Source organism: Mesorhizobium sp. M0276 (assembly GCF_040321755.1).
GTDB lineage: Bacteria > Pseudomonadota > Alphaproteobacteria > Rhizobiales > Rhizobiaceae > Mesorhizobium.
The window spans coordinates 1-24,838 of the sequence record NZ_JAMYSC010000042.1 but is presented as its reverse complement, the minus strand read 5'-3'; the positions used below and the strand labels follow the sequence as shown (position 1 = coordinate 24,838).

18 protein-coding genes and 3 pseudogenes are annotated in these 24,838 nt (G+C 62.3%); 11 read left to right on the top strand and 10 right to left on the bottom strand.

Going from position 1 to position 24,838, the window contains the following annotated elements:
- Positions 1–366: 366 nt before the first annotated feature.
- Complete coding sequence (locus NKJ01_RS26785) at positions 367–570, bottom strand: hypothetical protein (protein WP_352732590.1); 204 nt, start codon at positions 568–570, stop codon at positions 367–369.
- Positions 571–869: 299 nt separating this feature from the next.
- Between NKJ01_RS26785 and NKJ01_RS26780 the strand changes: the two are divergent.
- The 3 genes and pseudogenes from NKJ01_RS26780 to NKJ01_RS26770 all read left to right on the top strand — a co-directional run.
- Positions 870–2,701: pseudogene (locus tag NKJ01_RS26780) on the top strand (fimbria/pilus outer membrane usher protein); the annotation flags it as partial.
- A gap of 38 nt (positions 2,702–2,739) precedes the next feature.
- A complete protein-coding gene (locus NKJ01_RS26775) occupies positions 2,740–3,648 on the top strand; it encodes a Csu type fimbrial protein (protein WP_352732650.1) in 909 nt (302 codons plus the stop codon).
- A gap of 471 nt (positions 3,649–4,119) precedes the next feature.
- Positions 4,120–5,355 carry a GGDEF domain-containing protein gene (locus tag NKJ01_RS26770; protein WP_352732587.1) on the top strand — a complete coding sequence of 412 codons (1,236 nt, stop codon included), beginning with the start codon at positions 4,120–4,122 and terminating at the stop codon, positions 5,353–5,355.
- A 355-nt stretch (positions 5,356–5,710) separates the two neighbouring features.
- Here NKJ01_RS26770 and NKJ01_RS26765 read toward each other — a convergent pair.
- The 8 genes and pseudogenes from NKJ01_RS26765 to NKJ01_RS26730 all read right to left on the bottom strand — a co-directional run.
- A pseudogene (locus NKJ01_RS26765) lies at positions 5,711–5,857 on the bottom strand (PAS-domain containing protein); the annotation flags it as partial.
- Positions 5,858–5,894: 37 nt separating this feature from the next.
- A pseudogene (locus NKJ01_RS26760) lies at positions 5,895–6,215 on the bottom strand (PAS-domain containing protein); the annotation flags it as partial.
- Positions 6,216–7,690: 1,475 nt separating this feature from the next.
- A complete protein-coding gene (locus NKJ01_RS26755; protein ID WP_352604563.1) occupies positions 7,691–7,879 on the bottom strand; it encodes a hypothetical protein in 189 nt (62 codons plus the stop codon).
- 404 nt (positions 7,880–8,283) lie between these two features.
- The gene (locus tag NKJ01_RS26750) at positions 8,284–9,267 is read right to left on the bottom strand and encodes a substrate-binding domain-containing protein (protein WP_352732584.1); all 984 of its coding nucleotides are present in this window, start codon (positions 9,265–9,267) and stop codon (positions 8,284–8,286) included.
- Between the two features lie 71 nt (positions 9,268–9,338).
- On the bottom strand, positions 9,339–10,394 hold the full coding sequence (locus NKJ01_RS26745; protein ID WP_352486259.1) for an ABC transporter permease: 1,056 nt from the start codon (positions 10,392–10,394) through the stop codon (positions 9,339–9,341).
- On the bottom strand, positions 10,394–11,911 hold the full coding sequence (locus NKJ01_RS26740; protein ID WP_352732581.1) for a sugar ABC transporter ATP-binding protein: 1,518 nt from the start codon (positions 11,909–11,911) through the stop codon (positions 10,394–10,396). The genes NKJ01_RS26745 and NKJ01_RS26740 overlap by 1 nt, the downstream gene beginning before the upstream one ends.
- The gene (locus NKJ01_RS26735; protein WP_352486258.1) at positions 11,908–12,906 is read right to left on the bottom strand and encodes a LacI family DNA-binding transcriptional regulator; all 999 of its coding nucleotides are present in this window, start codon (positions 12,904–12,906) and stop codon (positions 11,908–11,910) included. The genes NKJ01_RS26740 and NKJ01_RS26735 overlap by 4 nt, the downstream gene beginning before the upstream one ends.
- 350 nt (positions 12,907–13,256) lie before the next feature.
- Entirely contained in the window at positions 13,257–13,508 is a 252-nt protein-coding gene (locus NKJ01_RS26730) for a terminase gpA endonuclease subunit (protein WP_352732578.1), read from the bottom strand.
- Positions 13,509–13,660: 152 nt separating this feature from the next.
- On the opposite strand from NKJ01_RS26730, the gene NKJ01_RS26725 reads away from it, so the two are divergent.
- The gene (locus NKJ01_RS26725; RefSeq protein ID WP_352732575.1) at positions 13,661–14,662 is read left to right on the top strand and encodes a DUF1236 domain-containing protein; all 1,002 of its coding nucleotides are present in this window, start codon (positions 13,661–13,663) and stop codon (positions 14,660–14,662) included.
- A gap of 564 nt (positions 14,663–15,226) precedes the next feature.
- Here NKJ01_RS26725 and NKJ01_RS26720 read toward each other — a convergent pair.
- On the bottom strand, positions 15,227–15,820 hold the full coding sequence (locus tag NKJ01_RS26720; protein WP_352732573.1) for a TetR/AcrR family transcriptional regulator: 594 nt from the start codon (positions 15,818–15,820) through the stop codon (positions 15,227–15,229).
- Between the two features lie 187 nt (positions 15,821–16,007).
- On the opposite strand from NKJ01_RS26720, the gene NKJ01_RS26715 reads away from it, so the two are divergent.
- The 7 genes from NKJ01_RS26715 (at position 16,008) to NKJ01_RS26685 (ending at position 24,390) form a co-directional block, all read left to right on the top strand.
- The gene (locus NKJ01_RS26715; protein ID WP_352732571.1) at positions 16,008–16,502 is read left to right on the top strand and encodes a (2Fe-2S)-binding protein; all 495 of its coding nucleotides are present in this window, start codon (positions 16,008–16,010) and stop codon (positions 16,500–16,502) included.
- A complete protein-coding gene (locus NKJ01_RS26710) occupies positions 16,499–17,557 on the top strand; it encodes an FAD binding domain-containing protein (protein WP_352732569.1) in 1,059 nt (352 codons plus the stop codon). The genes NKJ01_RS26715 and NKJ01_RS26710 overlap by 4 nt, the downstream gene beginning before the upstream one ends.
- Complete coding sequence (locus NKJ01_RS26705; RefSeq protein ID WP_352732566.1) at positions 17,550–19,802, top strand: xanthine dehydrogenase family protein molybdopterin-binding subunit; 2,253 nt, start codon at positions 17,550–17,552, stop codon at positions 19,800–19,802. The genes NKJ01_RS26710 and NKJ01_RS26705 overlap by 8 nt, the downstream gene beginning before the upstream one ends.
- 731 nt (positions 19,803–20,533) lie before the next feature.
- Positions 20,534–20,821 (top strand): hypothetical protein, encoded by a 288-nt coding sequence (locus NKJ01_RS26700; protein WP_352732564.1) that lies wholly within the window; start codon positions 20,534–20,536, stop codon positions 20,819–20,821.
- Positions 20,822–20,953: 132 nt separating this feature from the next.
- A complete protein-coding gene (locus tag NKJ01_RS26695; protein WP_352732561.1) occupies positions 20,954–22,420 on the top strand; it encodes an efflux RND transporter periplasmic adaptor subunit in 1,467 nt (488 codons plus the stop codon).
- A gap of 10 nt (positions 22,421–22,430) precedes the next feature.
- Complete coding sequence (locus NKJ01_RS26690) at positions 22,431–23,171, top strand: ABC transporter ATP-binding protein (RefSeq protein WP_352732559.1); 741 nt, start codon at positions 22,431–22,433, stop codon at positions 23,169–23,171.
- Positions 23,172–23,229: 58 nt separating this feature from the next.
- On the top strand, positions 23,230–24,390 hold the full coding sequence (locus NKJ01_RS26685) for an ABC transporter permease (protein ID WP_352732556.1): 1,161 nt from the start codon (positions 23,230–23,232) through the stop codon (positions 24,388–24,390).
- The last annotated feature ends 448 nt before the right edge of the window (positions 24,391–24,838 follow it).

The following is a 24,838-nucleotide window of genomic DNA, read 5'->3' as shown; positions in this document are numbered from 1 at the left end:
AGGCTACTGCCGCTCAAAACATATATTCAGGCCAATAACGCACCATGACCCACAGCGCCGCCGCGATCAGCGCCATGATTCCAGCGTATTCCAGTACGAGTCGGAGGGAAGGCATTGCCCTTTTTACGCTACCGACATTTGGTTTAGCCAGTCATTTCCGGGCGAGTCTCACCTAGAGTCCAGCAGCACCACAGCGGCCTTAAGCCCAAACCAAAGCCAAAGGTGCGCGGACATTGCCATGCAAGCTAATATGGCAGCAAGCTCGGCCCGCCGTGGCGGGCTTTCTGACTGGCCGGTGTCCAGGAGAGTTTGGCTACAGCAGCCTCACGGCTGGTTCAACACTTCTGCTCCGGTGGCTCCAGCAGCCTAGCGGCGCGCGATCAGCAGACAGAGCTGACGCAGGTCGCGATCATAAGTGCCGGCGCTGCCGAGCACGTCGACGCAGCGCTTCTTCATCCGCGTCAGCTGGCTGCCCGACATGTCGGCGACGACACTGGGCGGGCTGACGGTGCTCGCCTTGGAGGGATTGCTTGGGTTGGACAGACTATTTGGGTTCGTTCCAAGGCTCACTCCTAGACCGGTATTTTTGCCGTCGCCTACGCTCACTTTGGCACCGACGCCGATCCCCCTTGTGTCTCCAACTGTCGCTCCCAGTCCGGCGGTCACGCCGCTCGACCCGACCAATGTTGCGCCAGCGCCAGCATTGATGCCGCTGGAACCGCCGACCGAGGCGCCGAGGCCAGCGTTGACGCCACCGCTGCCGCCGATCGATGCGCCCGCCCCTGCGTTGATACCACTCGAGCCACCGATGGAGGCACCCGCGCCGGCATCGACACCGCCACTGCCTCCAATAGATGCCGCGGCGCCGCGGCTATTCCGACGGGGAGCTCCAGGACTTCACCCGGCTGAACACCACCTGGAGTTATTCCGATCCCGAGCGCCTGGTCACCTACAGGGCGGGAGATTTCGTTTCTGGCGGCTTGGCCTGGACGCGGGCTGTCTATCTCGGCGGCATCCAGGCACAGCGCAATTTTTCCCTTCGTTCGGATCTGGTCACCCTTCCGCTCCCCTCGTTTGAGGGCACCGCCGCCGTGCCTTCGACCTTGGAGGTCTATACCCAAAACGTGCGCACCTATGCGGGCGACGTGGCGGCAGGACCATTCCAGGTCGTCAACCTGCCGGTGTTCACGGGAGCCGGGGAGGCGCGCGTGGTGCTGCGAGACAGTCTTGGCCGGGAAACCACGGCGACGCTTCCGTTCTACGCATCCAGTATGCTCTTGCGAGAAGGCCTGCTCGATTTTTCGGCCGAGGCAGGAATGCCAAGGCGGAATTTCGGGGTCGAATCCAACGACTACGACCAGCATGCCATGGGCGTCGCCACCGTCCGCTACGGGCTGAACAACTGGCTGACGCTCGAGGGCCATTTCGAGGGCGGTCAAGACCTGCTCAACGGCGGATTGGGTGTCGCCTTCCCGCTCGGCTCATATGGCGCCGCCTCGGTCGCGTCGCGGGAAGCCACCATGGCGGAGACACCGGGTCGCTGGTGAACGCATCGCTGGAACTCAGCTACGAAGGTTGGTCGCTGTACGGCAGGGTTCAAAGAGCATTCGGCGACTACGAGGACATCGCGTCGGTCACTGCCGAACCCGAATTCTCGGGACCGGATGGTCTTCCGATCTTCAGTCCCGGCGTTCCGCGCGCGATCGATCAGGCAACGCTGTCAGTGCCGATGCCGCTCGATCTGTCGAGCCTCAATCTATCCTACACCCATCTCAAGGACGCCGCAGGCCAACGCAGCCAAATCGTCGGCCTCTCCTACAGCCAGCAAGTGTTCACGCGCAGCACGCTCTACGCAACAGCATTCACGGATCTTGAAGACCGCAAGAGTTTTGGTGTGTTCGCCGGTATCTCGGTCGCGTTCGATGACGGCATCACCGCCTCAACCGGGGTCGAACAAGGCCCTGATGGCATGAATGTCGTCGCCGACGTCGCCAAGGCAGAGCGGCTTGAGAATGGCAGCATCGGCTGGCGCGCGCGAACGTCGGAAGGGGATGTTCCCAATCGATCTGCCGCACTCAGCTACCGCGCTCCGTTCGCGCGCTTCGAAGCAGGCGTCCAACAATACGACAAGGATGTCCGCGTGACAGCGCAGATGGACGGCGCCATCGCAGTAGCAGGTGGCAGCGTATTTGCGTCCAACCGCATCGACGACGCTTTTGCTGTCGTCGATGTCGGCACGCCGAATGTGGAGGTTGCGCGTCAGAACAGGCCCGTTGGCAAGACGGACAGTCGTGGCCGTATTCTTGTGCCCGATCTCAATTCCTATGAAGCCAACATCATCTCGATTGATCCGAAGAACCTGCCGGTCGATGCCGACGTTCCGGCCACCAAGGAAACGATCGTTCCAGCCGACCGCAGTGGGGTGGTGGTCAAATTCGGGGTATCGGAGACGCCGGCGGCAGCACTTGTCACCTTTGTCGATAGCAGCGGCGCGGCACTCGAGGCCGGTCTGAAAGGCAAGCTGGACGGCGCCACCGAGGAATTTGTGATCGGCTATGACGGTGAGGCATACGTTCGCGGGCTTGCTTCTCACAACGCAGTTGTCGTCGAGCGGGCTGACGGCAGCACGTGCCGCGCCGAATTCACTTTAAAACCAGCAACTGGCCAGCAGGTCGTGATCAGGAACGCAGTGTGTTCGTGAAACTGTCCAACTTCCGGAATCTCGTCGTCGCAGTGGTAATGCTGCTGCCCGGCACCGCCTGGTCGCAAAGCTGCAGCTTTGGTGTGTCGGACCAGAGTTTCGGTTTCATCGACACACTTTCCGGCGCGCAAACGAATTCAACCGGGACCATGAGCGTCACCTGCAGCGGCACGCCGTTGGCCCGCATCCTGATATGTCCAAATCTGGGCGCGGGCAGCGGCGGTGCGACGGCGGCCGCGCGCCAAATGCTCAGCGGATCGAACATCCTCAATTATCAGCTCTATTCCGATTCGGCTCGCAGCGTCGTTTGGGGCACCTACTCCTGGGGATTTCCGGACCGTGCCCCGGCACTTGCCCTGACGCTGAACGCATTGGGAACCGGCACCGGGACCGCAACCATATACGGCGCCGTTCTTGGCAGCCAACCGACAGCGCCCCCTGGAAGCTATCTCTCCGCTTTCTCCGGCAGCAATGTTGAATTCCGATACCGATACACCAAGTCCAGTTCCTGCGGCACCGGAACGGGCACGATCTCGCGGCCAAGTTTCAACGTGACCGCCACCGTTGCGGCAAACTGCCTGGTCGCCACTCACAACGTCGATTTCGGTGCTGTCGGAATTCTCGACGCAGATATCGACTCGAGCGGCCAGGTATCGGTCACCTGCACCCCGGCTACCACTTATACCGTCTCCTTGAGCGGTGGCACTACGGCATCGCCGCCAACAGCGCGCAAGATGTCGAAAGGCGCCGAAACCGTCACCTATGGCCTTTACAAGGACGCTGCGCGAACCCAGCCCTGGGGAGACGCAGCGACACCGGGAAGCACTGTGGCGGGGACCGGCAGCGGTGCGGTACAGAACCTGACTGTCTATGGCCGCGTGCCTCCGCAGACGACGCCCTCGGCCGGCGTCTATACGGATACAGTGGTGGTCACGGTCACGTATTAGGTCTGATGACCGGCTCGTGTGATTTGCAATTCCGTTCATCCTTGTTTGTCTGCCGACGTTGCTTGCGCGGCCGCAGCCCCGGTCAACCCCAGAGCTGCAAAACCACCGATACCTGAGAGCATATTTCTGCGCGTCATCATCACATGTTGTGGCAACGGTTTCCGACTCGACGTACATCACTCGTAACAGAGCAGCTTGTCCGGCGGAGGATTTCCGCACCGATCTAACGCGCGCATCATTTCGGCAATAGCGTTCTGCCTTGACCGTGCGCGGGGTTTTCGAAGCATGTGACTACACGCCGAGCCACCCCCGACGGAATGGTTCCTGGCGCTACGAAATCCGCTCTCAAGCAATCAAATCTTCAGGATGAGCAGGCATGCTTGCTCATTCGGACGTCCGCGACCGGTCGGATGGATATTTCAGGAGAAGAGCTTAGGCCCAACTATTGTGTCACATCTGGTGAATCTTGACATGCAGGAAGACCCTGCCTTGACCAGCGAAGTGGACCGCCTGCTAGCGCGTCGCACGCGCGAAATTCGCCTCAAGGGCGAGATAAACCGCCTGTTCCGAGAACGCATCTGGTCGCAGACGGCGAAGACCATCCGCGCCTGGATGGTCTGGGTAGCTTTGTTGGATGTGCTGACCATGGCCCTCAACATGCTGATGCTTCCAGCCGCTATCGCGGATTCCATGCTATTGCCTGGCGTGATCCTTCCGCCTGTCGCGGTGGCCGTCGTCCTTCTCTGGCGAAAGCCGCAGACGCCCTGGATACAGGGGGCGTCGCTGATCGCAGGCATGTTCCTCATCTTGTTGTCGGTTGCCCTGGTCGGCGTTACCGCCGGCGGCGAATTCTACGAACGCCATTTGAACATCATGCTCTTCGTGGCGATTACTTCCATTATCATCTTCGGCATCCCGCTGGCCTGGACGGTGACCATTGCCGCCTTGGCGCTCAGTATTTATCTGGCTTTTCAACTGCAGAATCCGGCCATTGGCTTTGGAAGCGCCGTGGCGGCGACCCTGTTTTTCGCCAGCGGCATTTTCGCAACCGTCGCCGCGCGTCGCGTCATGACAATTCTGGCTCAAAAGACTTTCCTGTTTGAGCTTCGCGACAAGCGCAGGGTCGCGGAACTGGCAAAAGCCAATGATCGTCTGGAACTCCTGGCGAAGACCGATCCGCTCACAGGCATCGCCAACCGGCGTTGGATGACCGAAACGCTTGACCATTTGTGGGGAAGTGACAAGCGGTGCCTGGATGGCGCGGCAATGCTGATGTGCGATATAGACTTCTTCAAGAAGCTGAATGATCACCTCGGCCATGCCGAGGGCGACCGATGTCTGGTTGAGGTCGCGAACATCATCCAGGAGAACGTCAGGCGGGATCGCGATCAAGTGGCCCGCTATGGCGGCGAAGAGTTCCTGGTGCTCCTGCCTGCAGTGAGTGAGGATGAGGCGGTCTCCGTGGCCGAGAGAATTCGCAAGAGCGTTGAGGACGCCGGTTTGCCCAACCCCGGATCACGTTTATCACACCGCGTCACCCTTAGCATCGGAGTAGCGGTTCAAGCGTCTGAAGAGGCCATTTCGCCGGAGCAATTACAGCGTCAAGCGGATGCTGCACTATACTTGGCGAAGCAATCGGGCCGAAATCGGGTACTGTTGCACCGAGCGCAGTCTTCAGAGCGCAAAGCTATTCCCTCGGCAACGTAATCCCGTCGGGCATCCCGGCGGCGCGGTGCAGGCAGGAACTCAGCGCGTGGCGAACGCGGTGCATTGTGGACGCGTGTCGGACAAAGCCGGCCTCGGAGCCGCCGTCGTTCTCATCGTAATGGTCGGCGGAGCGCGTGATTGGTTGGTTGGCGAAACGCGGCGCTTTGCGGCTCCGTTCAGTATCGATTTCCGAGAGGCGCATCGGCCAGCACATGACGACGTCGCCCGCCCGATAAAGTAGCGGTCGGCGAGCTTGATACCTCGACAAAAATCATGTCGAATCCTGAAGAGGCGCAACATCCGTCGCGTCTCAAAAGTGCCGCTCCATCAGTTTCCCGAAAATTCAGTCCGCGTGCTATACGTCCGCGCCGTGTTCTGCACCACTTTCATAAAAGCTGAACGCGCCGCGACGCCGCTGCTCGGTAACGTCCAGATAGGTGGTTACAAAACCGCCGCTCATGAGCGGAACGCCACGAACCTCCATCCCCATGCCATTCGGCCTCGTACGAGGTAGCTGTGCGCCGTACGCTGTTTGGCCAGTTCAAGGCGCGATGTGATATGGTCTCTACGCAATCCGGACCGTATTCCCCCCTTTCGGCATTGAACCGAAACAAGTCCTCCATATTTGGAAAGCCATCTGCAAAAAGCTCCGGCGGATAGTCCAGCATCGATTTTTGCTGTTCATTGCAAAGAACGATCCGCAGATCATCGTCAAAGAGCGATATGCCTCTGGGAACATTGTCGACGACTGCCTCGAGCAGTCGAATCCTTTTCCGCAACAGCTCATCGGACGGGCCGACAGTCTCCTCCCTTGCCGGTTCGCTGTCTTGGACTGCCTTTGAGGTTCGCAAAGCTGACATACGTTTCTCACGGACGGTTGAGCGGCAACCATTAGCATTACGGCATGTTTCTTTAGTTCGCGTTTAGGCAAATTCGGGATTGGCCGCTGCCCGCGCTGAGATCCCCCATGTGGTCCATTACGCCCGCATCCGGTGCATGTGAGCCTTCAAGCGAGGCCTTCCTCCGGCAGCACCAGCTAAGCGCACCCGACATGACGCGCTCGACCGCCAAGGATCGTCCAGGGGCATGTCTGTTTGTCGATGAACGGCGAAAATGGGGGCGTTTGCAGGCCGGTAGCTTTTCATCGCGTGTGCCGCCCGGCTCATATGGTCGCGCGCCGACCTGCAGAAGTCTGAACAACATTTCTCCTATCGCCGCCCTTAAATTCGGGAAAGGCGGGATCGTTTAGCCTGAGCTAAAATATAGTCAGTCCCCGCAGGTTCTCTAAGTAAGTATCGGCTAACAATGCAGAACATCCAGGGATCGTTCCCGGAACCAATGCGGTTCCATCGGACCTTTGCGTCGATAGAATAAGACTTTGGTCCGGCCTTTGATCAATAGAAGGTGGGCGCAATTCCAGGAATAGCCGTGACTAGTGAGGACTATGCTTCTGCTTAGCTCGAATGTCGGGTTGTCCCGAAATGGCTCACTCTCGATCAGCGCCACGAGATCGTATGGCTCCGACGACGGCTCCAGCCGCGCCAGACGGTGAACCAGATCTGCCGACTGCTGGCGGCGCGACGTGGTGGAGTGAAGCCCGAATCCAACCGGCAAGCTCTGAAACTTCCGGTTGGAAAATAATTTAGACGTTCCCGCTCAACCACCCAGCAGAAAGAGCAGCACCCGGCAGGATCTCTCGACGCCACCTTGATTGGTTTTGGAAAACTAACGTGAGGAACGCTGTCGCGAACTATCTCGGTGGGGAAGGCTACAGAAATCCGGCAAGGTCCAGTAGCGTCCATGAAAAATGTGGGGTGAAGCGTGGGGTGCGGCGCTTCATTTTCCCTCTTCGGCTGTAATTTCAATTTTGTCAGGTGATCTGGCGGAGAGAGCATCTAGCGTCATGACCTTGGAGCGGCAGATGCTCCGTTGTGGGAAATCCGAATGTCTCGAAATGGCGTTACTTGCTCGTTCAGGGGCCGCTACCGTTGATTGCAAGCGGCCCTGGGCAGCCCTGCGAATCGAGCCGCCATCAGAATCACCATCTGTTCTCGTCGTTCGTGCTACAATCGAAGACGAACGTAGAGACCGACAGCGGCGCTTGGCAGGGTAACACCCCTGCATTCCCCTACGGCTGGTAATCCTTTTGGCGCAATTGCGTGAGCGCTGAAGTAAAATTACACTTCGGCTTACGTGGGGAAAGGCGCCATGTGCGGCGCAGACAATGTGCCCCCAAAGCCCCGCCGCCGCATGGGTGCATGTCCCCACGGCTTCGCCTGAACGGTAAAAACCCGCCGTCGCAACGGCGGGTTTTTATCGTTTCCGGGTTACGCAGCTACTTGCGTATGATCCATTCCAGCAACTCAGGATCGATGTCATCGCTATCCGTGAAGTCGCTTATCAGCTGCTCAGCAAACGTACGCCATCGATCTTCAGGGATTTTCTCTTCGATGACGAGTTTTATGAAGGCGCTGCGCAGAACGTCGCAGACAAAAGGCGATACCTGATTACATGGCTGGTCCATGATGCCAACTCCCCATCAGAGGGCGGGAGCTTTGCGAAGTCCCAAGCACCGACGCCCTGTAACCCAGTTGGTGACGACTTCGATTCATAAGCACATCCGACGTAGGCACAATGGGATTCCACCGTACGTTTTTAACCAAACCGAAGTGCCTGGATTGCCCGGCTTCGGGCGAGCGCTAGCTTGGCGGGGCGGCTATGACTAGCCGCAGCGCCGACGCGGGTTTCACTGTTGTCTCACCGGCAATACCGCGCCGGCCGTTTTGCCGGGTCTGTCAAATATGTAATCGCCTTAGCGTTGTTTGGCGTACTTTCAGCGCGATGCCCTCTTTTGAGTTGCCTTTGATAGTTGCGAACGCAAAGAGGGCGGGGTCGCGCCCGCCCTCTTCGCGTGAGTTGCAGCCGTGGCTACTTACCTGACAGCTGCTTGGCGTTCTCGGCCGTGATCGCCGTCGTGTCGACGGTGACCGTGGGTTCCACCGACGAGGCGCAATCGAGCAGGATCTTCTTCGACATTTCGATCGCTTCCTTGGCGCCGGTCGGATAGGTGAAGGTCGCCGCCCAATCACCCTTGGCGACGGCTTCGATGCCGCCCGCAGGTCCCGGCAAGCCATCGGTGCCGATGATCTTGACGTCCTTGCCGGCGCCCTTGGCGGCAAGCAGCGCGCCCGCCGCCATCATATCATTCGAGGCGTAGAGCACCTTGATGTCGGGATGCGCCTGCAGCATGGCGGCGAAGGCGGTCTGGGCTTTGTCCGGCACCCAGTCGGCGGCCTGCTCGGCCACAACCTGGATCTTGGCATTCGCCTTCACGCCGTCCTTGAAGCCGTTCAGCCGTTCGACCGCCGGCGTGGAGCTTGGCAGTCCCTCGAGCACGGCTGCCTCGCCGCCGTCCGGCAGCAAGGTCTTGGCGGTGTATTTGCCCGCTTCCATGGCGATCTTGTAGTTGTCGCCGCCGATAAAGGCGGTGTAGTCCTTTCCAGGATCGCCAACCGTCTTGCGATCGAGTTCGATGACCGGGATGCCGGCATCCATGGCACGCTTGACGGCAGGCGTCAGCGGTGCCGCCTCAAAGGGCGAGATCAGCAGGAGGTCGATCTTCTGGGTGATGAAGTTGTCGACCTGCGAAGTCTGCGTGTTGACGTTGCCGGCGCCGTCGGCGATCTGCAGCGTGAAGCCTGGCACTTGCTTGGCAGCCGCGGTCAGCTCGTCATTGACGTGCTGGCGATAGGGTTCTGCATTGTTCGCCTGCGAAAAGCCGATGATGAACTGACCGTCCTTGGCGCAGGCCTTGACCATCGGGCCGGCAGCTTGGGCGGCTCCCGCCATGCATAGGCCAGCGCCTGCCAGAAGCGCGGCCTTGAGCGCACGCCTTTTTCTTGTGGTTTTCATATTTACTCTCCTCCTCGTCGGGCCGGGGCCAGACCTTGGTTGACTGACTCTTACTTGCCGCCGCCTTCGTCCTAACGGCCCAAACCCTCGCGGCGGCGAACGAGGGATTGAAGCACTGCCGCCAGCACGATGATCGCGGCGGTCGCGAGCAGCTGCATGGCGGGGGTAATGTTGTTGAGCTGAAGGATGTTGGCGAGCGCGCCGAGCATGATGGTGCCGGCAACGGTGCCGACCATCGAGCCGGCACCGCCGAACAGGCTGGTGCCGCCAATGACCACTGCGGCGATTGCGGTGAGCTCGTAGCCCATGCCGTCATTGGCGCTGCCGAAATTGAACTGGCCGGCATGCACGATGCCGGCAAGTGCGGAGGCAAAGCCGGTGATGGCATAGACCGAGATCTTCACCATCGACACCGGCACGCCGGAAATGCGCGCGGCGCGCTCATTGCCGCCGACGGCAAAGACATAGCGGCCGAAACGTGTGGTGTTGAGCACCACCGTGGCGATCGCGGCGAAGGCGATGAACACGATGGTGGCCACCGGAACGGTGTTGCTGAACAGGCGTTCGCCAAGCACCGCGAACACCGGGGGCGCCAGGCCAGGCCCGTCGCCATAGGAAATGTTGATGTACTGATTGCCCGACACCACCAGCGCCAGTCCGCGCGCCGCCTGCAGGCCGGCCAGCGTGACGATGAACGGCTCGAGCCGGAAGCGGCTGGAGATGGTGCCCTGGATCGTGCCGAAGACGATGCCCATGACCAGCACGGCAAGGATGGTCGGGATGAGGCCAAAGCCACCCGAAATCATCATCGATGCGGTCACCACGCTGGACAGGCCAAGCACGGCGCCGACCGAGAGGTCGATGCCGGCGGTGATGATGACGAAGGTCATGCCGATGGCGATGATGCCGGTTTCCGACACGGCGCGCACGATGTTGGCGATGTTGTCGGGGTTGAGGAAGAGGATTTCGCCATGCCGGCGCGGCGAGAAGATGATGCCGCCGATCGCCACCAGGACCAGTCCAATCAAGCTCTGGAAACGCACGATGAGGGCCAGCGGGTCGCGATGTTTTGCTGCCGGCACGGGCACCACAGGCGCCCCTGCGATCGAAATCTTGTCCTGCGCCATCAGGCCTCCCTGCCGTTTGCCGCGGCAAGCACCGTGTGCTCGTCGACGCCGCCGATGAATTCCGCCACATTGCGCCCCTGGCGCAGCACCACGATGCGATCGCACAGGCCGATCAACTCAGGCATCTCGCTGGAGGCGACCAGGATGCCGAGCCCTTGCGCCGCGAGTTGCCGCAGCCGCGCATAGATCTCGCCCTTGGCGCCGACATCGACGCCGCGTGTCGGCTCGTCGAGCAGCAGCAGCCGGGGATTGCCGAGAATCTCCTTGGCCAGCACCACCTTCTGCTGGTTGCCGCCCGAAAGCGCGCCGACAGCGATGTCGGGGTTCTTCGGCCTGATGTCGAACTGGCCGAACGACTGCCTGACCGCATCAGCCTGGCGGCGCGGCGACATCAGGCCTGCCGGCGAGATGCGGCGGATCACCGACATGACGAGGTTGAGGCCTACCCCCATTCTGAGCATCAGGCCGCTGCCTCGGCGGTCGTCGGTGACGAAGGCGATGCCCGCGTCGCGCGCGGCCTTGATCGAATTCAATTTCACCGGCCGGCCGTCAATGGCGACCTCGCCTTCCCAACGGCCGGACAGACCGGCGCCATAGAGCGCGCTCAGCAGTTCCGTGCGCCCTGCCCCCATGATCCCGGCCAGGCCGACGATCTCACCGGCATTGACGTCGAGCGAGATGCCGGTCGGCGGCTGCCATCCGGCACTTTCATGGGCAAGCCGGAAGCTCGCGTCGCGCAGGCTGAGCAGCGTCTTGCCGGCCGTCCTGGCGCGTTCGGGATAAAGCTCCTCCAGCGGCCGCCCGACCAGCAGCCGAACCAGCTCCGCCTGCGGCGCGCGCGGCTCAGTGACCCCGGCAACGCGGCCGTCGCGCATCACCGTCACCCGGTCGGCGATCAGCGGCACCTCTTCCAGGCGATGCGAGATATAGACGATGCCGACACCACTGCCGGCGAGCTTGCGCATGATGTCGAACAGCCTTTCGACCTCGCCGACCGTCAGTGCCGCCGTAGGCTCATCCATGATCAAAACGCGCGAGGCGTAGGACAGCGCCTTGACGATCGCCACGACCTGGCGCTGACCGATCGACAGATCGGCGACCATGCTGGCCGGATCTATGGCAAGCTCGATGGCTTCCAAGCGTTTGCGGGCCTCGACGCGCATCGCCGGCACGTCGAGGAAACCGCCCGGCCGCATCAGTTCGCGGCCGAGGAACAGATTGGCCGCGACGTCGAGCGTCGGCACCAGGTCGAGTTCCTGGAAGATGGTGGCGATGCCGGCCGCCTGCGCCTCGCGCGGATTGTTGAAGGCTACCTGCTTACCGTCGATGAGAATGCTGCCCTCGTCCGGGATGTAGACGCCCGATAAGAGATTCATGAGCGTCGACTTGCCGGCGCCGTTCTCGCCGAGCAGCGCGTGGATTTCCCCGGCCTTAAGATCGAAGTCGACGCCGCGCAGCGCCTGGACACCGCCGAAGCGCTTGACCGCACCGGTGACGGAAAGCAGCGGCGCGCTCATGCCGGCCTCGCACAGGATTGGCGGGCCTGCAGCGTCGCCTGCAGCCGGACCGCCTGCGGCTCCAGGCCGCTCGACGCAATGCGGGCGCAGAGCAAGGCCGCGGCCTGCCGGCCGATCTCGGTGCAGGGCTGGGCGACGAGTGTCAATCGCGGCTCGAAGCAATCGGCCCATTCGAAATCGTCGAAACCGGCAAGCGAGATATCCCCTGGTATCGAGAGACCCCTTTCGCGGATTGCCCGGACCGCTCCGATGGTCGTCATATTGTTGCCGGTGATCAATGCCGTGGGCGATGACGGCAGGGACAGAATGGCGTGGGTCGACGCCGTAGCGCTCACCGTGTCGACGTTCTCGCACGAGACATACTGCGGCAGGCATTCAAGTCCATTGGCGGCAAGCGAGGCGCGAAAGGCCTCGATGCGCTCACGCGTCGTCGCCAAGCCCGGCTGGCCAGCGAGATAGCCGATGCGCTTGTGACCGAAGGAGGCGACGTGGTCGATGAGCGTCCGCATCGCCGTTTCGTTCTCGACACCGATCTGGTCAAAGCGCTGATCGGCGAAGCGGTCTATAAGCACGCAGGGGAGCTTCTTCTCGGCCAAATAGTCGATGGCGCGCTGCGGCGCGCCCGACGGTGCCAGGATAACGCCGTCGACCCGCCGCTGGTGGAAGGCGCGCACCACCGACAGCTCGCGATCGGGATCCTCCTGCGTGTCGGAGAGGAACACCATGAGGCCAAGACGCGCGCATTCGGCTTCCACCGCGCAGATGATGTCGGTGAAATAGGGGTTGGAAATCGCCGAGATCGCCAGGCCGACGCTGTTGGTCGAGGCCATCTTCAGCGATCGCGCCAGCTCGTTGGGCTGATAGCCCATCGCGGCAATCGCGTCATTGATCAGCCGCGCCTTCTCCGGCGAGACAAAGCGGGTCCGGTTGATGACATGCGAGACGGTCGAAAGCGACACGCCGGCGCGGCGCGCGACCTCAGCCATTGTCGGCATGGCGGCTCAATTGGAGTGCTGGCAAGCGCTCCTCCCTGATGATGCGTTTCCGGTCCGCTCTTATTGGTTCTGGCGGATTTGGGACTAAGGTAGCGCTGTCGAAACGTTTGCGCAATCGCTTCGATGACCATTTTCGACCAATTTGCTCTCGGGGCAATTTCAATCAAACTCACCGGTGGAGGGGCGGCAAGATCGCGGTGCCAATGCGAGGAACACATGAGCCCAACCGAGAAAGACTCCCAGAATGCAGCTTCGATTCCAGCGTTTACGCGCTCATCGTTGCTGACCGCTTTTCCCTTCTTATAACTCGTCAGAGGGGATCGATGATCACGGTACCTAGATGCGGCCGGTTATTCTCCTGGCAGTAGCGTAGCAGCGCGATCACGAATGCGGCGTATAGGATTGGACGAGTTCCGCACGCCGAAGCCACGGACGACATAGAAGACGGAGCGCTTCTGCACGTCCAAGCCGCATGTGATCCGATGGACTTCGCGCGGCAGATCGCCGACCCGATAGGGCAGGCGCTTTGCCATCACCTCTTGCCACTCGGGCGTCTCGCCGACGCCGCCGAGCGCGTAGTACTCGCCGAAGCCGGCGTTCATGGCCGGGCTTCATCGAGCACGGCCGAGCCTTGTTTCTGACAAGATAGCTGTCTGCGTTTTCACATCACCGGGTTTTGCGGGCAAATTTCGGAACTATGCCTTTCGCCTGCGGTTTATGGAAGGAAGGGACCGAGTTCCGAAGGAGAAATCAGATGAAACATCTTCTGATCACGAGCATGATTGCGCTCGGCGTCGGGTGTGGCGCCGCGATGGCGCAGACCGAAACCGCGCAGCCGAGCGGAGGCGACAATTGCGCCGCCGGCCAGGCCGACTGCCAGAAGGGCGGCAAGGCGGGCGAGCAGGCCCAAAGCAAGATGAAGTCGCAGACCGAGCAGAATGCCCAGGGCAAGGCCGGCGCCAACACCGAGGAGCAGGCCCAGGGTAAGGCCAAGGTGAAGACCGATGAGCAGGCCCAGGGCAAGGCCGGCGCTAACACCGAGGAGCAGGCTCAGGGTAAGGCCAAGGTGAAGACCGATGAGCAGGCCCAGGGCAAAGCCGGCACCAACACCGAGGAGCAGGCTCAGGGTACGGCCAAGTGCCAGACTGGCATGACCAACTGCCCGAAGGGTTCGAAGACGAATGAGCAGGCCCAAGGCAAGACCAAGATGAAGACCACTGAGCAGAATGCTCAGGGCAAGACTGGCACCACCACTGAGCAGAACGCCCAGGGTACGACCAAGATGCAAACCCAGCAGAATGCCCAGGGTAAGACCGCTACAACCACTGAGCAGAACGCCCAGGGCAAGACCGGCACCACCACTGAGCAGAACGCCCAGGGTACGACCAAGATGCAAACCCAGCAGAATGCCCAGGGTAAGACCGGTACGACCACCGAGCAGAACGCTCAGGGCAACGCCAACGTTCAGACCGACCAGAACAAGACGGCCTCGATCAACAACGTGACGGTCGAGCAGAAGACGCAGATCACGCAGATCATCCACGAGACCCACGTCCAGCCGATTCGCGATGTCGGCTTCGACATCTCGGTCGGCGTCCAGGTGCCCCGGCATAAGATCCGCCTGCATCGGCTGCCACCGCGTATCGTCGAGATCGTCCCGGCTTATGAACGCTACGAGTATTTCGTGCTGGCTGACGGACGCATCGTCATCGTCGATCCGGATACCTACGAGATCGTGGCTATCCTGGAGGCCTGATCGGGACAACATCGCGAAAAGCAAAAAGACGCTGCCGTGCCGCAAGGCTCGGCGGCATCTTTTTGCTCTGGCATCAAAGGTCCACTCGCGTTGGAAAGGACATGCAAAATCTCATAAAATTGAACCACACATCCGACAGAAAGGCCGCAATGACGACTGTAATACTCCGGAAGATCCGTACCGACAAAGCTGGCGCGGAGCGGGGCAGCGACAACAACGCTGTTAAGGAGGGCCTGCATTAGCCGAACGCGGAAAACCGTGAGCTGAGATACTCAAGGATCAATAGCGGAACAGCTGCTTCACCCCATGTGGCTCGCAATCGCGGAAGGTTGCGGCCCAAGTCCGGTCGTTCAGGGCATTGGCTTCGATGAGGGCTTCTGCCGCAGATCGGCCTCCGGCTTGAAAGCTTCCCGCCCCGACCCATGCCTTTCCCCCCCTTGCCCACACCGGTCTCGCTTAGGCAGCCCCCCTCATCCGGCCGCTTCGCTGGCGCTCCTCCCACAAGAAGGAGGGAGGTCGTCTACGCAGCGCTCCACCTCGTATGCGATTGCCGTCCCTGCCCCCTCACCCGGCTTCGTCGCGGCGCACGCGCAGGCCGTCGACGAAGACGTCGACGAGGCGGATGACGGTGGCCTGCCAGCCGGGCTGGTCGCGCGTGTAGCACATGCCGATCAGGGCGCGCATGACGTCCTCCGGCGCGATGTCGTCGCGGATTTCGCCGGCGGCGACGGCCGCCGCCATCAGATTGCCGACGGAGCGGGCCGACTGCGCGGCGGAATGGGCGTAGAGCTCGGTCGAACTGCCGGCGGCCGGGGCAAGAGCGGCGAGCATGCCCTTCTTGGTGGCGACCATGCCGACATTGGCATGCAGCCAGCGGCGCAGCGCCTCGAGCGGCGGCGCCTCGGCGGCGAGCGTCACGGCCAGATCGACGAGTTGGTCGACCTCGCGCCGGTAGACCGCCTGAAACAGCGCCTCGCGCGTCGGAAAATGGCGATAGAGCGTACCGATGCCGACGCCGGCGGTTCGGGCCACAGCCTCCAGGCTGGCGTCCGGGCCGCCGGCGCTGAACACGTCATGCGCCGCGACGAGCAGGCGGTCCCGGTTGCGGACAGAATCGGCGCGCGGTTTCCGGCTTGCGTTTTCGGTTTTCTCGCCCATCTACCTTTCATTCCCAATTTTTTGCTTGCAAAACGGAGGCACCCTCCGTATAACACATCTCGGGCAGCCGGTGTGGATTATGTTGATTGTAGCCTCGCGCCCTGCCTCCTGAAAGGCTTGCTGTCTGCGTCGCACAGCCGACCCGCCACGTCGATAAAATTCTGAGACATAACCCATCGGAGCGAACATGACTTTGTCCGTCACGTTAACTGTCAACGGCGTCCGCAAGGACGTTGCGCTGGAAGACCCGCGAGTGACACTGCTCGACCTTCTGCGCGAGCGGCTTCATCTTACCGGAACGAAGAAAGGCTGCGACCGCGGCCAATGCGGCGCCTGCACGGTGCTGGTCGACGGGCGGCGGATCAACGCCTGTCTTGCGCTGGCGGTCAGCCTCGACGGCGCCGATGTGCAGACCATCGAGGGCCTCGCCCATGGCGACCGGCTCGACCCGGTGCAGGCCGCTTTCATCGAACATGACGGCTTCCAGTGCGGCTTCTGCACGCCGGGCCAGATCATGAGCGCGGTCGGCCTCATCGGCGAGGGCGATGCCGGCAACGACCCGCAGCGCATCCGCGAGGGCATGAGTGGCAATCTGTGCCGCTGCGGCGCCCATGCCGGCATCATCGAGGCGGTGCTCGACGCACAGCAGCGCCTGTCCACCGAAGAACGGAGTGTCGCATGAACCTGTTTGATTACGTCCGCCCGGCCTCGGTGGCCGAAGCCGTCGCCGCCGCCGCCGAACCCGGTGCCGCCTATCTCGCCGCCGGCACGAATCTGCTCGACCTGATGAAGGGCGGCGCGTTGCGCCCCGGAAAGCTCGTCGATGTCACAAGGCTGCCCAGCCTCGACCGCATCGAGCGGCTTGCCGACGGATCGCTGCGCATCGGTGCCATGGTGCGCAATGCCGATCTCGCCCGCGATCCGGCCTTCGCCGCCGCCTATCCGGCCGTTGCCGAGGCGCTGCTCTCCGGCGCCTCGCCGCAATTGCGCAATGCCGCCACCGTCGGCGGCAATGTGATGCAGCGCACGCGCTGCGCCTATTTCCATGACGCGGCCAGCGCCTGCAACCGGCGCGACCCTGGCGCCGGCTGCGACGCGCTGGGCGGCGAAAACCGCAGCCATGCCGTGCTCGGCTGGTCCGACGCCTGCATCGCCACCCACCCGTCGGATTTCTGCGTGCCGCTGGTCGCCCTCGACGCCGTGGTCGAGATCGAGGGACGGGACGGCCGCCGCGAGGCGCTTTTGGAGGATTTCCATTTGCTTCCGGGCGCGACGCCCGAGCGCGAAACAAACCTTGCGGCGGGCGAACTGGTCACCGCGCTGCGCCTGCCAGCCAGGGCAGCCGGTTTCCGTGCGTACTCACGCTATCTGAAACTGCGCGAGCGCACTTCGTTTGCCTTCGCGCTGGTCTCGGCCGCCGCAGCCTTGCGGATCGAGAATGGCAGGATCAGCGAGGCCCGCCTGGCGCTTGGCGGCGTTGCTGCGAAACCGTGGCGCGCCCGCGCGGCGGAGGCGCTGCTGGTGGGGGCCGCGCCGGACGGTGACGCCTTTGCAAAGGCGGCTGCGGCCGCGCTGGCCGACGCAAGACCTTCAGGTGACAACGCCTACAAGATCGAACTGGCGAAGGGGGTGGTCAAACGCGCACTGCTGCTTGCGGCGGCCGGAACGCCGGTCCGCATGCCGGCGCTGCCCGGATCCGTCTTTGCTTCCGACACCGGAGTTGCCTCCCATGCCTGAGACCATTCCCTTTTCCGCCCCCCATGTCCGCATGGGGTCTTCGAGCGGCCAGCCGCTAAGCCGCCGCGACGGCGTGCTCAAGGTCACTGGCGCCGCGACCTTCGCCGCCGACAACCATCCTGAAAACCTGCTGCATGCCGTGGTCGCGGTCAGCACCATCGCGCGCGGCCGCGTCGCCTCGCTCGACGTGGCGGCGGCGAAAGCCCATCCCGGCGTCGTCGAGGTGATCACGCCGGCCAATTGCCCGCCGCTGGCGCTTGACCCGGAAGACAAACACTCGCTGTTCGACTTCCGCTTCGACGCCTTGCAGAACGACCGCGTGCGCTATGCCAAGCAGCCGATCGCGCTGGTCGTCGCCGGGACGCTGGAGGCCGCGGCCGAAGGCGCGCGGCTGCTCGCGCCGACCTATGAGGCTGAGACCGCGCATGTCGGCTTCGACGACGGTGAGCCCTACGATCCGCCGGCGGTGGGAATCGGCAGCCCGCCGAACTTCGACAAGGGCGATATCGCCGCCGGTCATGCCGCGGCGGCCCACAGGATCGACACTGATTTTGAGACGCCGCCGCAATATCACAACGCCATGGAACCGCACGCCATCGTCGCCGAATGGAATGGCGACCGGCTGACCATTGACACGCCGAATCAGGCCATCGTCATGTCGCGCGCGGCTTTTGCCGGCTATTTCGGCATCCCGGCCGAGAACGTGTTGCTGCGCAGCCCCTTCCTCGGCGGCGGCTTCGGCTCCAAGGCGATCATGAACGGCCACTACATTCTGGCCATCCTGGCCGCGCGCATGCTCGGGCGCCCGGTCAAGCTGGCGCTGCCACGCGACCAGATGTTCGGGCCGGTCGGGCATCGCGGCGCGACGCGTCAACAGCTCCGCCTTGGCATGGATGCGCAAGGGCGTCTGGCCGCGCTGGAACACCGCACGGTGGCAATGACCAGCAGCTTCGACGATTTTATCGAACCGGCGTCCAACGCCTCGCTGAACCTTTATGCCAGCCCGGCAATCTCGACCCGGCATTCGGCGGTGCGCGTCGATATCGGCACGCCGGGGCCGATGCGGGCGCCGGGCGAGGCCACCGGCTCGGCGGCGCTGGAATGCGCCATCGACGAGGCAGCACTTGCCTGCGGGCTCGACCCGCTGGAATTCCGCCTGCGCAACTATGCCGAGACCGATCCGGCCTCCGGCAAGCCGTTCTCGGCCAAGTCGCTGCGCGAATGCTATGCGCGGGGCGCGGAGAAATTCGGCTGGGCCGGGCGTCCGATTGAGCCCAGGCGGATGCGCGACAAGGGCGGAAACCTTGTCGGCTGGGGCATGGGCACGGCGCTGTTCCACGCACCGATGTTCCAGGCCGAGGCGCGTGCCACGCTGCGCGCCGACGGCACAGCGCTGGTCGAGACCGCCGGGGCCGACATGGGCCAGGGCGCGTGGACGGCGCTGGCCCAGATCGCCGCCGACGGGCTCGGCCTGAGTATCGATCAAATCGAATTCCGCTCAGGCAATTCGGAGCTTCCCGACGGCGGCGTCGCCGGCGGCTCGGGTCATACCGCCACGGCGGGCACCGCGCTCCACAACGCCGGCACCGACGCCATCGCCAAGCTGGCGGAACTTGCCGTCAACGCCCCGGATTCGCCTTTGTTCGGTGCCGGCAATGCCGGTGTCGAGGCGCGCGACGGGCGGCTCCATCATCGCGCCGACGAAACCCGCAGCGAAAGCTTTGCCGACATTCTGGCGCGGGCCGGCCTGAAGACCCTGGAAGGCATGGGCGCCGGCGGACGTGATCCAGCGGACGCAGAGGCGCGGGCGATGTTCTCGCACGGCGCGGTGTTCGCCGAGGTCAAGGTCGACGCCGATCTCGGCCAGGTGAAGGTGACGCGGCTTGTCGGTGCCTTTGCCGCCGGGCGCATCATCAACCCGAAGCTGGCGAAAAGCCAGCTCTATGGCGGCATGATCTGGGGCCTTTCCTTCGCACTGCATGAAGAGGCGGTCCACGACCGACGCAGCGGCCGGCCGATGAACGCCGACCTTGCCAGCTATCACATCCCAGTCCATGCCGACATTCCCGATATGCAAGCGCTGCTGATCGACGAGGACGACCCATATGTCAACCCGCTCGGCATCAAGGGCGTCGGCGAGATCGGCATCACCGGCACCGTCGGCGCCATTGCCAACGCCATCTGGCACGCGACGGGTGTAAGGGCGCGCCGCTTTCCGATCCGCATCGAGGACATTGTCTGCTGAGGAGATTCGCTGCTAAGGCCCAGCCCTGTATCCGAGCAGATCGCCGGCCTCGACAGCGCGGAGGGCCCTTCGCTCAACCTTACCTGCGGCGAGGACCGGCGACGCTTCTTGTGGATGTCGGTGAGATGGACAAGCTCATCTCACTTCAATCGCTTGCGCTCCCGGACGATATAGCAAGCCAAGTTAGGGGCTACGCGCATCGACTGTGACGGCCCAGGTACATGGGACTCGCGTGCCAACGGAGATGACGGCTTGCGTTTTGCGCAGGAGTAAAAACGGGGAGTAACTAGTTCTTTAGCCTACAAGTCTACGCATAAGGCGTAGACTCAACATCTATATGATAATATCAAATACAGTTCGGTCTAAAGTGAAAATATCGGTTGCAATGGCGCGATAAATCGTTAACGCTTATCTTTAGTGAGAGGCTTGGTTCTAACGATCGACTTGCCAGTTCGGTTGGTAGGCAACGTCGACGGTTACGTCGGGTCGCATTGCTGTCGGTTGCAGCGCTGCCGAGAAACAGACACATACACAAGAGTCTTCGGCAGCGCGGTGGCAGAGTACCGCTGCCGGCTGCCTCGCATTCGTTAATCTAAAAGATCCAGGCTTCCACTGACCGGCTGATCAAAGATCGGCGGGCAATCCTTAACTTGCGCTGCGGGCTGGTGCCAGAGAGGGCCTGTGCAGCGCGTTGTGCAACTTTGGCTCTGGCAAAACGAAGGGAGGATCACATGTCCAGACATTGGCTAATTTTGGCGGCAGCGGCCGCATTCATGGGCAGTGCATTTGTGCTCGGGTCGGGTGCCGCTTTCGCCTCTGGGTCGTCAACGGAGTGCGAAGCCGCGGGCGGGACGTACACTAAAGACGGCCCGAACTCTATCTGCGTCTACCCTGAAACCACTAAGGATGTGAATGGCAACGCCTACGGAACGGCAACGCAGGACACGACGACCGGCCAAGGCAATCTCGGCAACGATCCCGTCACGACGTGCACCGGCAATCCGGGGCATTGCAAGTAGTAACTGGCCCTTTTTGAGGTGCCGCCCCATGGCGGGCGGCGCCTCAATGGCCACGCATGGGATGAGGCAGGAGCATCGACCCACGCTTCGCCTATTGGCCGATCAACTTTGCGTCTCCAATTGGTTCTGAAGATGACGCGCATTGTATTGCTAGCAACGGCGTTCCTGGGCGCGGCCGCGATACCATCGAGCCAAGCGTCGCTGTCGCCGTCGTCGGTGCTCGGCCAGTTGCCATCAGAGCTTGATCGGCTGGCAGCTTTTTTGTCTTCCTCCTCCGACGATTTGAACGCACACTCCTACCGCACAGCAGCCGTCGAGCGGGGCGACATTGTCACAACCGTGCAGGCTGCTGGCACGCTGAACGCGCTGGTGCTGGTCGAGGTGGGCTCGCAAGTATCCGGCCAGGTCAAAGAGCTTTTTGCCGATTTCAACTCCAGCGTGAGGGAGGGTCAGGTCATCGCTCGGGTGGAGCCAGAAATATACGAGGCAAAGGTGGCGCAGGCCCAGGCCGAGCTTGAGATGGCCGAGTCGCTTGTGCTAGTGCAGCGAGCCCAAGTTGAGCAGGCACTGGCTGAGGTGGAAACTGCCGAGGCAAGGCGCACCTCCGCGAAGGCTGAAAGCCTGCGCGCCCAAGTTGGGCTTGACGGTGCGGCACAGGATATGGAACGCAAGCGCCCCCTCGCTCAGCGCAAGGTCATCGCATCCGGCGAATTGGACCATGCTGAGAACGCCTACAGATCGGCCGAGGCGCAGGTAACTGCGGTCCGCGCGGATGAGCTGTCGCAGGATGCGTCGGTCCGCGCAGCTCAGGCGGCGCTCCACATGGCAGAGGGGCAGCTTGCGAACACTTTGGCGCAGGTGAAGCAGAAGCAGGCAATCCTGCGTCAGGTGCAGATCGATCTTGAGCGTACCTATATCCGTTCGCCAGTCACCGGCACAGTGGTCAACCGAGCCGTCAGCGGTGGCCAGACGTTGGCGGCCAGCCTCCAAAGCCCGGTCCTGTTCACGATCGCACAGAACCTCGCGCAAATGCAGGTCGAAGCCTCAGTGGTGGAGGCGGATATCAGCCGCTTCTCGATGGGGCAGCCGGTCACCTTTACAGTCGATGCCTATCCCGAGCGCGTCTTCGCCGGCACCGTAAAGCAGATCCGCAAAGCACCGCAGATCGTGCAGAACGTCGTCACCTACGTAGTGGTGATCGCTGCCGAAAATCCCGACGAGCTGCTGCTGCCCGGTATGACTGCCAATTTGCAGGTGGTGGTGGCACAGCGGAAAGACACCTTGAAAGTGCCAAACGCCGCTCTGCGCTTCCGGCCACGGGGCGACGGCCTAGAGGAGGCCCGTCTGAATGAGACCCCGCTATTCAAATCGGTTGAGAACAGCGGCATGGAGCCGGGATCGATTGGGCGAGCCTTTGTACTAGGACCGGACGGCAGGCCGGAACCGGTTGCGCTTCGAATCGGGATCAGCGACGGCCGAATGAGTGAGATTCTGGCTGGAGAGCTGGCCGAGTCGCAGCCGGTCATTACCGGGTTCGCCGCGGCACCAGGACGGGATGCCGAGGCCTCTTCGGTCCTGGTTCGGTTCCGGCTGCAGTGAGGCACCGGCGATGGTCCTGATCGCAGTCGAGGCCCTGCGTCACAGCTACCGCATCGGCGGCGGGCTGGTATGGGCGCTCGACGGCGTTAGCCTGAACATCGAACAGGGCGATTTCGTCGCCGTGATGGGAGCTTCAGGTTCCGGCAAGTCCACCTTCATGAACATTTTGGGGTGCCTCGACAGGCCAGCCGAAGGCAGTTATCGGCTTGACGGTATCGATGTCGGCCGCCTCCGTCAGGATGCGCTCGCGGCAATCCGCAACCGCAGCATCGGTTTCGTATTTCAGTCTTTCAACCTGCTGCCGCGCACCAGTGCGCTGGAAAATGTTGAACTGCCGCTCGTCTATCGTCGTATGCGCGCGGCCGAGCGCCGTCGCCGCGCTCTCTCGTTGCTCGAAAAGCTCGGTCTGGGCGAGCGAGCGAGCCATACACCAGCGGAGTTGTCAGGCGGACAGCAGCAGCGCGTTGCCATTGCCCGCGCTCTGGTCACCGAGCCTTTGGTCCTGCTTGCCGACGAGCCAACCGGAGCGCTCGACAGTCAGACCGGGCAAGAGATCATGGCGATTTTCCGCCGTCTCAATGGTGAAGGGCTCACCATTGTGCTGGTGACACACGAGCCGGAGGTTGCTGCCAATGCCGGTCGCATCGTGACCTTCCGCGACGGGCGCATGGTGGCCGACTATCCCGCTACGCAGCACGCATGGCATTCGGGCTCCCAAGGCCGTCTGTCGCTGGTCTACAACAATGCCTAGTAGCGCAAGAGCGGCTTTGCGATCGATGCGCGCCCACCGCCTGCGCAGCGCCCTTACCATGCTGGGCATCATCATCGGTGTCGCCGCTGTGGTGGTAATGATGTCCATCGGCAATGGCGCTCGCGAACGCATCGCGGCTCAGATTCGCAGCCTCGGCACCAACCTTATCAGCGTCACTCCAGGCAGCGCACGCATGGGCAGCGTCCAGCTTGGCAGTGGTGCCGCTCCGCGCCTGAGCGAAGGCGATGCGGTGGCGATCGAATCGGAGATCCCGGGCGTCATTGTTGCGGTGCCGCTCCTTTACAGCCGGGCTCAGTTTACGGTCGGGAACTCGAACTGGCAGGGTGTTCTTCGCGGTGTCACTCCAAGCTATTTCATCGCGCGCGAATGGGCCGTCATGGCTGGGCGTGAAATGATATGGGAAGATGACAGGCGCGCCGCCAATGTGGTGCTTCTTGGGACCACAATGCGGGAGAAGCTGTTCGGCCAGGCCGACCCCATTGGTGCCCCGTTGCGCATACGCGATGTGCCGTTCACCGTCATCGGTGTGCTCGAGCGCAAGGGCCAGAGCGTGTGGGGCGACGACCAGGATGATGTTGCGCTGGTTCCAATAACGGCAGCTCGGCGTCAATTCGTTGGGACCAGCCGTGCCAATCCTTGGCAGGTCCACAATATCACGGTCAAGTTCGCAGAGGGCGTGTCGGCCGAGGACACCATGGCGGCCATTCATGACCTGTTGCGTCAGCGGCACCGGCTGCAGCCGGGCCAGGAAGAAACCATCATGGTGAGCAATCTGGCCGAGGCGGCGGAGGTTGAGGAAACGGCAACGAATGCCGTATCACTGCTTCTTTTCACGGTCGCGTCGGTGTCTCTGGTGGTCGGCGGCATCGGTATCATGAACATCATGCTTGTGACCGTTACGGAGCGCACCCGCGAGATCGGGCTGCGGCTCGCGGTGGGCGCGCGCCAAAGAGATATCCTTGCTCAGTTTCTCGTCGAGGCCATCACCCTTGCTTTGATGGGTGGCATCCTCGGTGTATCCATCGGGATCATCGCGGCGGCTGCCATTGGCACATTCGCTCAATGGCCGGTCGTCATCGATCTCAGCGCGGTGCTGCTTGCCGTCAGCTTCGCCGCCTGCGTGGGCGTCTTCTTCGGTTATTATCCCGCCCGCAAGGCTGCACGGCTTCAGCCTATCGAAGCCCTGCGCGCCGAGTGATCCGATACAGCTGGTATGACTGCCACCTCGTGCATCAAACAGCGCTTAGTCTCGCTCTGCGGTTCCGTGATTGAGTACCATCACGCGCGCTCCGGTGGGAGAGATGCGGACCGGCAAAATTTCGTCGTTAGCGGTCAGGGGCATAATCGGTCGACTGGAAACGAGTTCATCCCCATCTGGACCGGCTTTATTGCTGCAACAGATTAGCACTGATGCGAACGAATGGGTGCTCAAGTGCTCAGCACCGCTCGTACTCAAAAGCGTGCCGGTGCACGGCACTGGCCGAAGTGATGCTGCCGAAGCCATCGCTAACTGAACTGTCTGAATGACGGCTTCCCGCCGTTCCGCGACGTCCATGTTGACCCGGGGAATGACCGGGTCAGATCGCGTCGATGCAGGGGGGCGCGTGAACGTCCGCTTCTCACATTCCAAGCCGCAAGTCCGCTTC

Bases quoted from the DNA above. Each gene is read 5' to 3' on its own strand.
- NKJ01_RS26775 (WP_352732650.1), top strand. From the start codon at position 2,740: ATGCTGCTGCCCGGCACCGCCTGGTCGCAAAGCTGCAGCTTTGGTGTG.
- NKJ01_RS26770 (WP_352732587.1), top strand. From the start codon at position 4,120: ATGCAGGAAGACCCTGCCTTGACCAGCGAAGTGGACCGCCTGCTAGCG.
- NKJ01_RS26755 (WP_352604563.1), bottom strand. From the start codon at position 7,879: ATGGACCAGCCATGTAATCAGGTATCGCCTTTTGTCTGCGACGTTCTG.
- NKJ01_RS26750 (WP_352732584.1), bottom strand. From the start codon at position 9,267: ATGAAAACCACAAGAAAAAGGCGTGCGCTCAAGGCCGCGCTTCTGGCA.
- NKJ01_RS26745 (WP_352486259.1), bottom strand. From the start codon at position 10,394: ATGGCGCAGGACAAGATTTCGATCGCAGGGGCGCCTGTGGTGCCCGTG.
- NKJ01_RS26740 (WP_352732581.1), bottom strand. From the start codon at position 11,911: ATGAGCGCGCCGCTGCTTTCCGTCACCGGTGCGGTCAAGCGCTTCGGC.
- NKJ01_RS26735 (WP_352486258.1), bottom strand. From the start codon at position 12,906: ATGCCGACAATGGCTGAGGTCGCGCGCCGCGCCGGCGTGTCGCTTTCG.
- NKJ01_RS26730 (WP_352732578.1), bottom strand. From the start codon at position 13,508: ATGAACGCCGGCTTCGGCGAGTACTACGCGCTCGGCGGCGTCGGCGAG.
- NKJ01_RS26725 (WP_352732575.1), top strand. From the start codon at position 13,661: ATGAAACATCTTCTGATCACGAGCATGATTGCGCTCGGCGTCGGGTGT.
- NKJ01_RS26720 (WP_352732573.1), bottom strand. From the start codon at position 15,820: ATGGGCGAGAAAACCGAAAACGCAAGCCGGAAACCGCGCGCCGATTCT.
- NKJ01_RS26715 (WP_352732571.1), top strand. From the start codon at position 16,008: ATGACTTTGTCCGTCACGTTAACTGTCAACGGCGTCCGCAAGGACGTT.
- NKJ01_RS26710 (WP_352732569.1), top strand. From the start codon at position 16,499: ATGAACCTGTTTGATTACGTCCGCCCGGCCTCGGTGGCCGAAGCCGTC.
- NKJ01_RS26705 (WP_352732566.1), top strand. From the start codon at position 17,550: ATGCCTGAGACCATTCCCTTTTCCGCCCCCCATGTCCGCATGGGGTCT.
- NKJ01_RS26700 (WP_352732564.1), top strand. From the start codon at position 20,534: ATGTCCAGACATTGGCTAATTTTGGCGGCAGCGGCCGCATTCATGGGC.
- NKJ01_RS26695 (WP_352732561.1), top strand. From the start codon at position 20,954: ATGACGCGCATTGTATTGCTAGCAACGGCGTTCCTGGGCGCGGCCGCG.
- NKJ01_RS26690 (WP_352732559.1), top strand. From the start codon at position 22,431: ATGGTCCTGATCGCAGTCGAGGCCCTGCGTCACAGCTACCGCATCGGC.
- NKJ01_RS26685 (WP_352732556.1), top strand. From the start codon at position 23,230: ATGCTGGGCATCATCATCGGTGTCGCCGCTGTGGTGGTAATGATGTCC.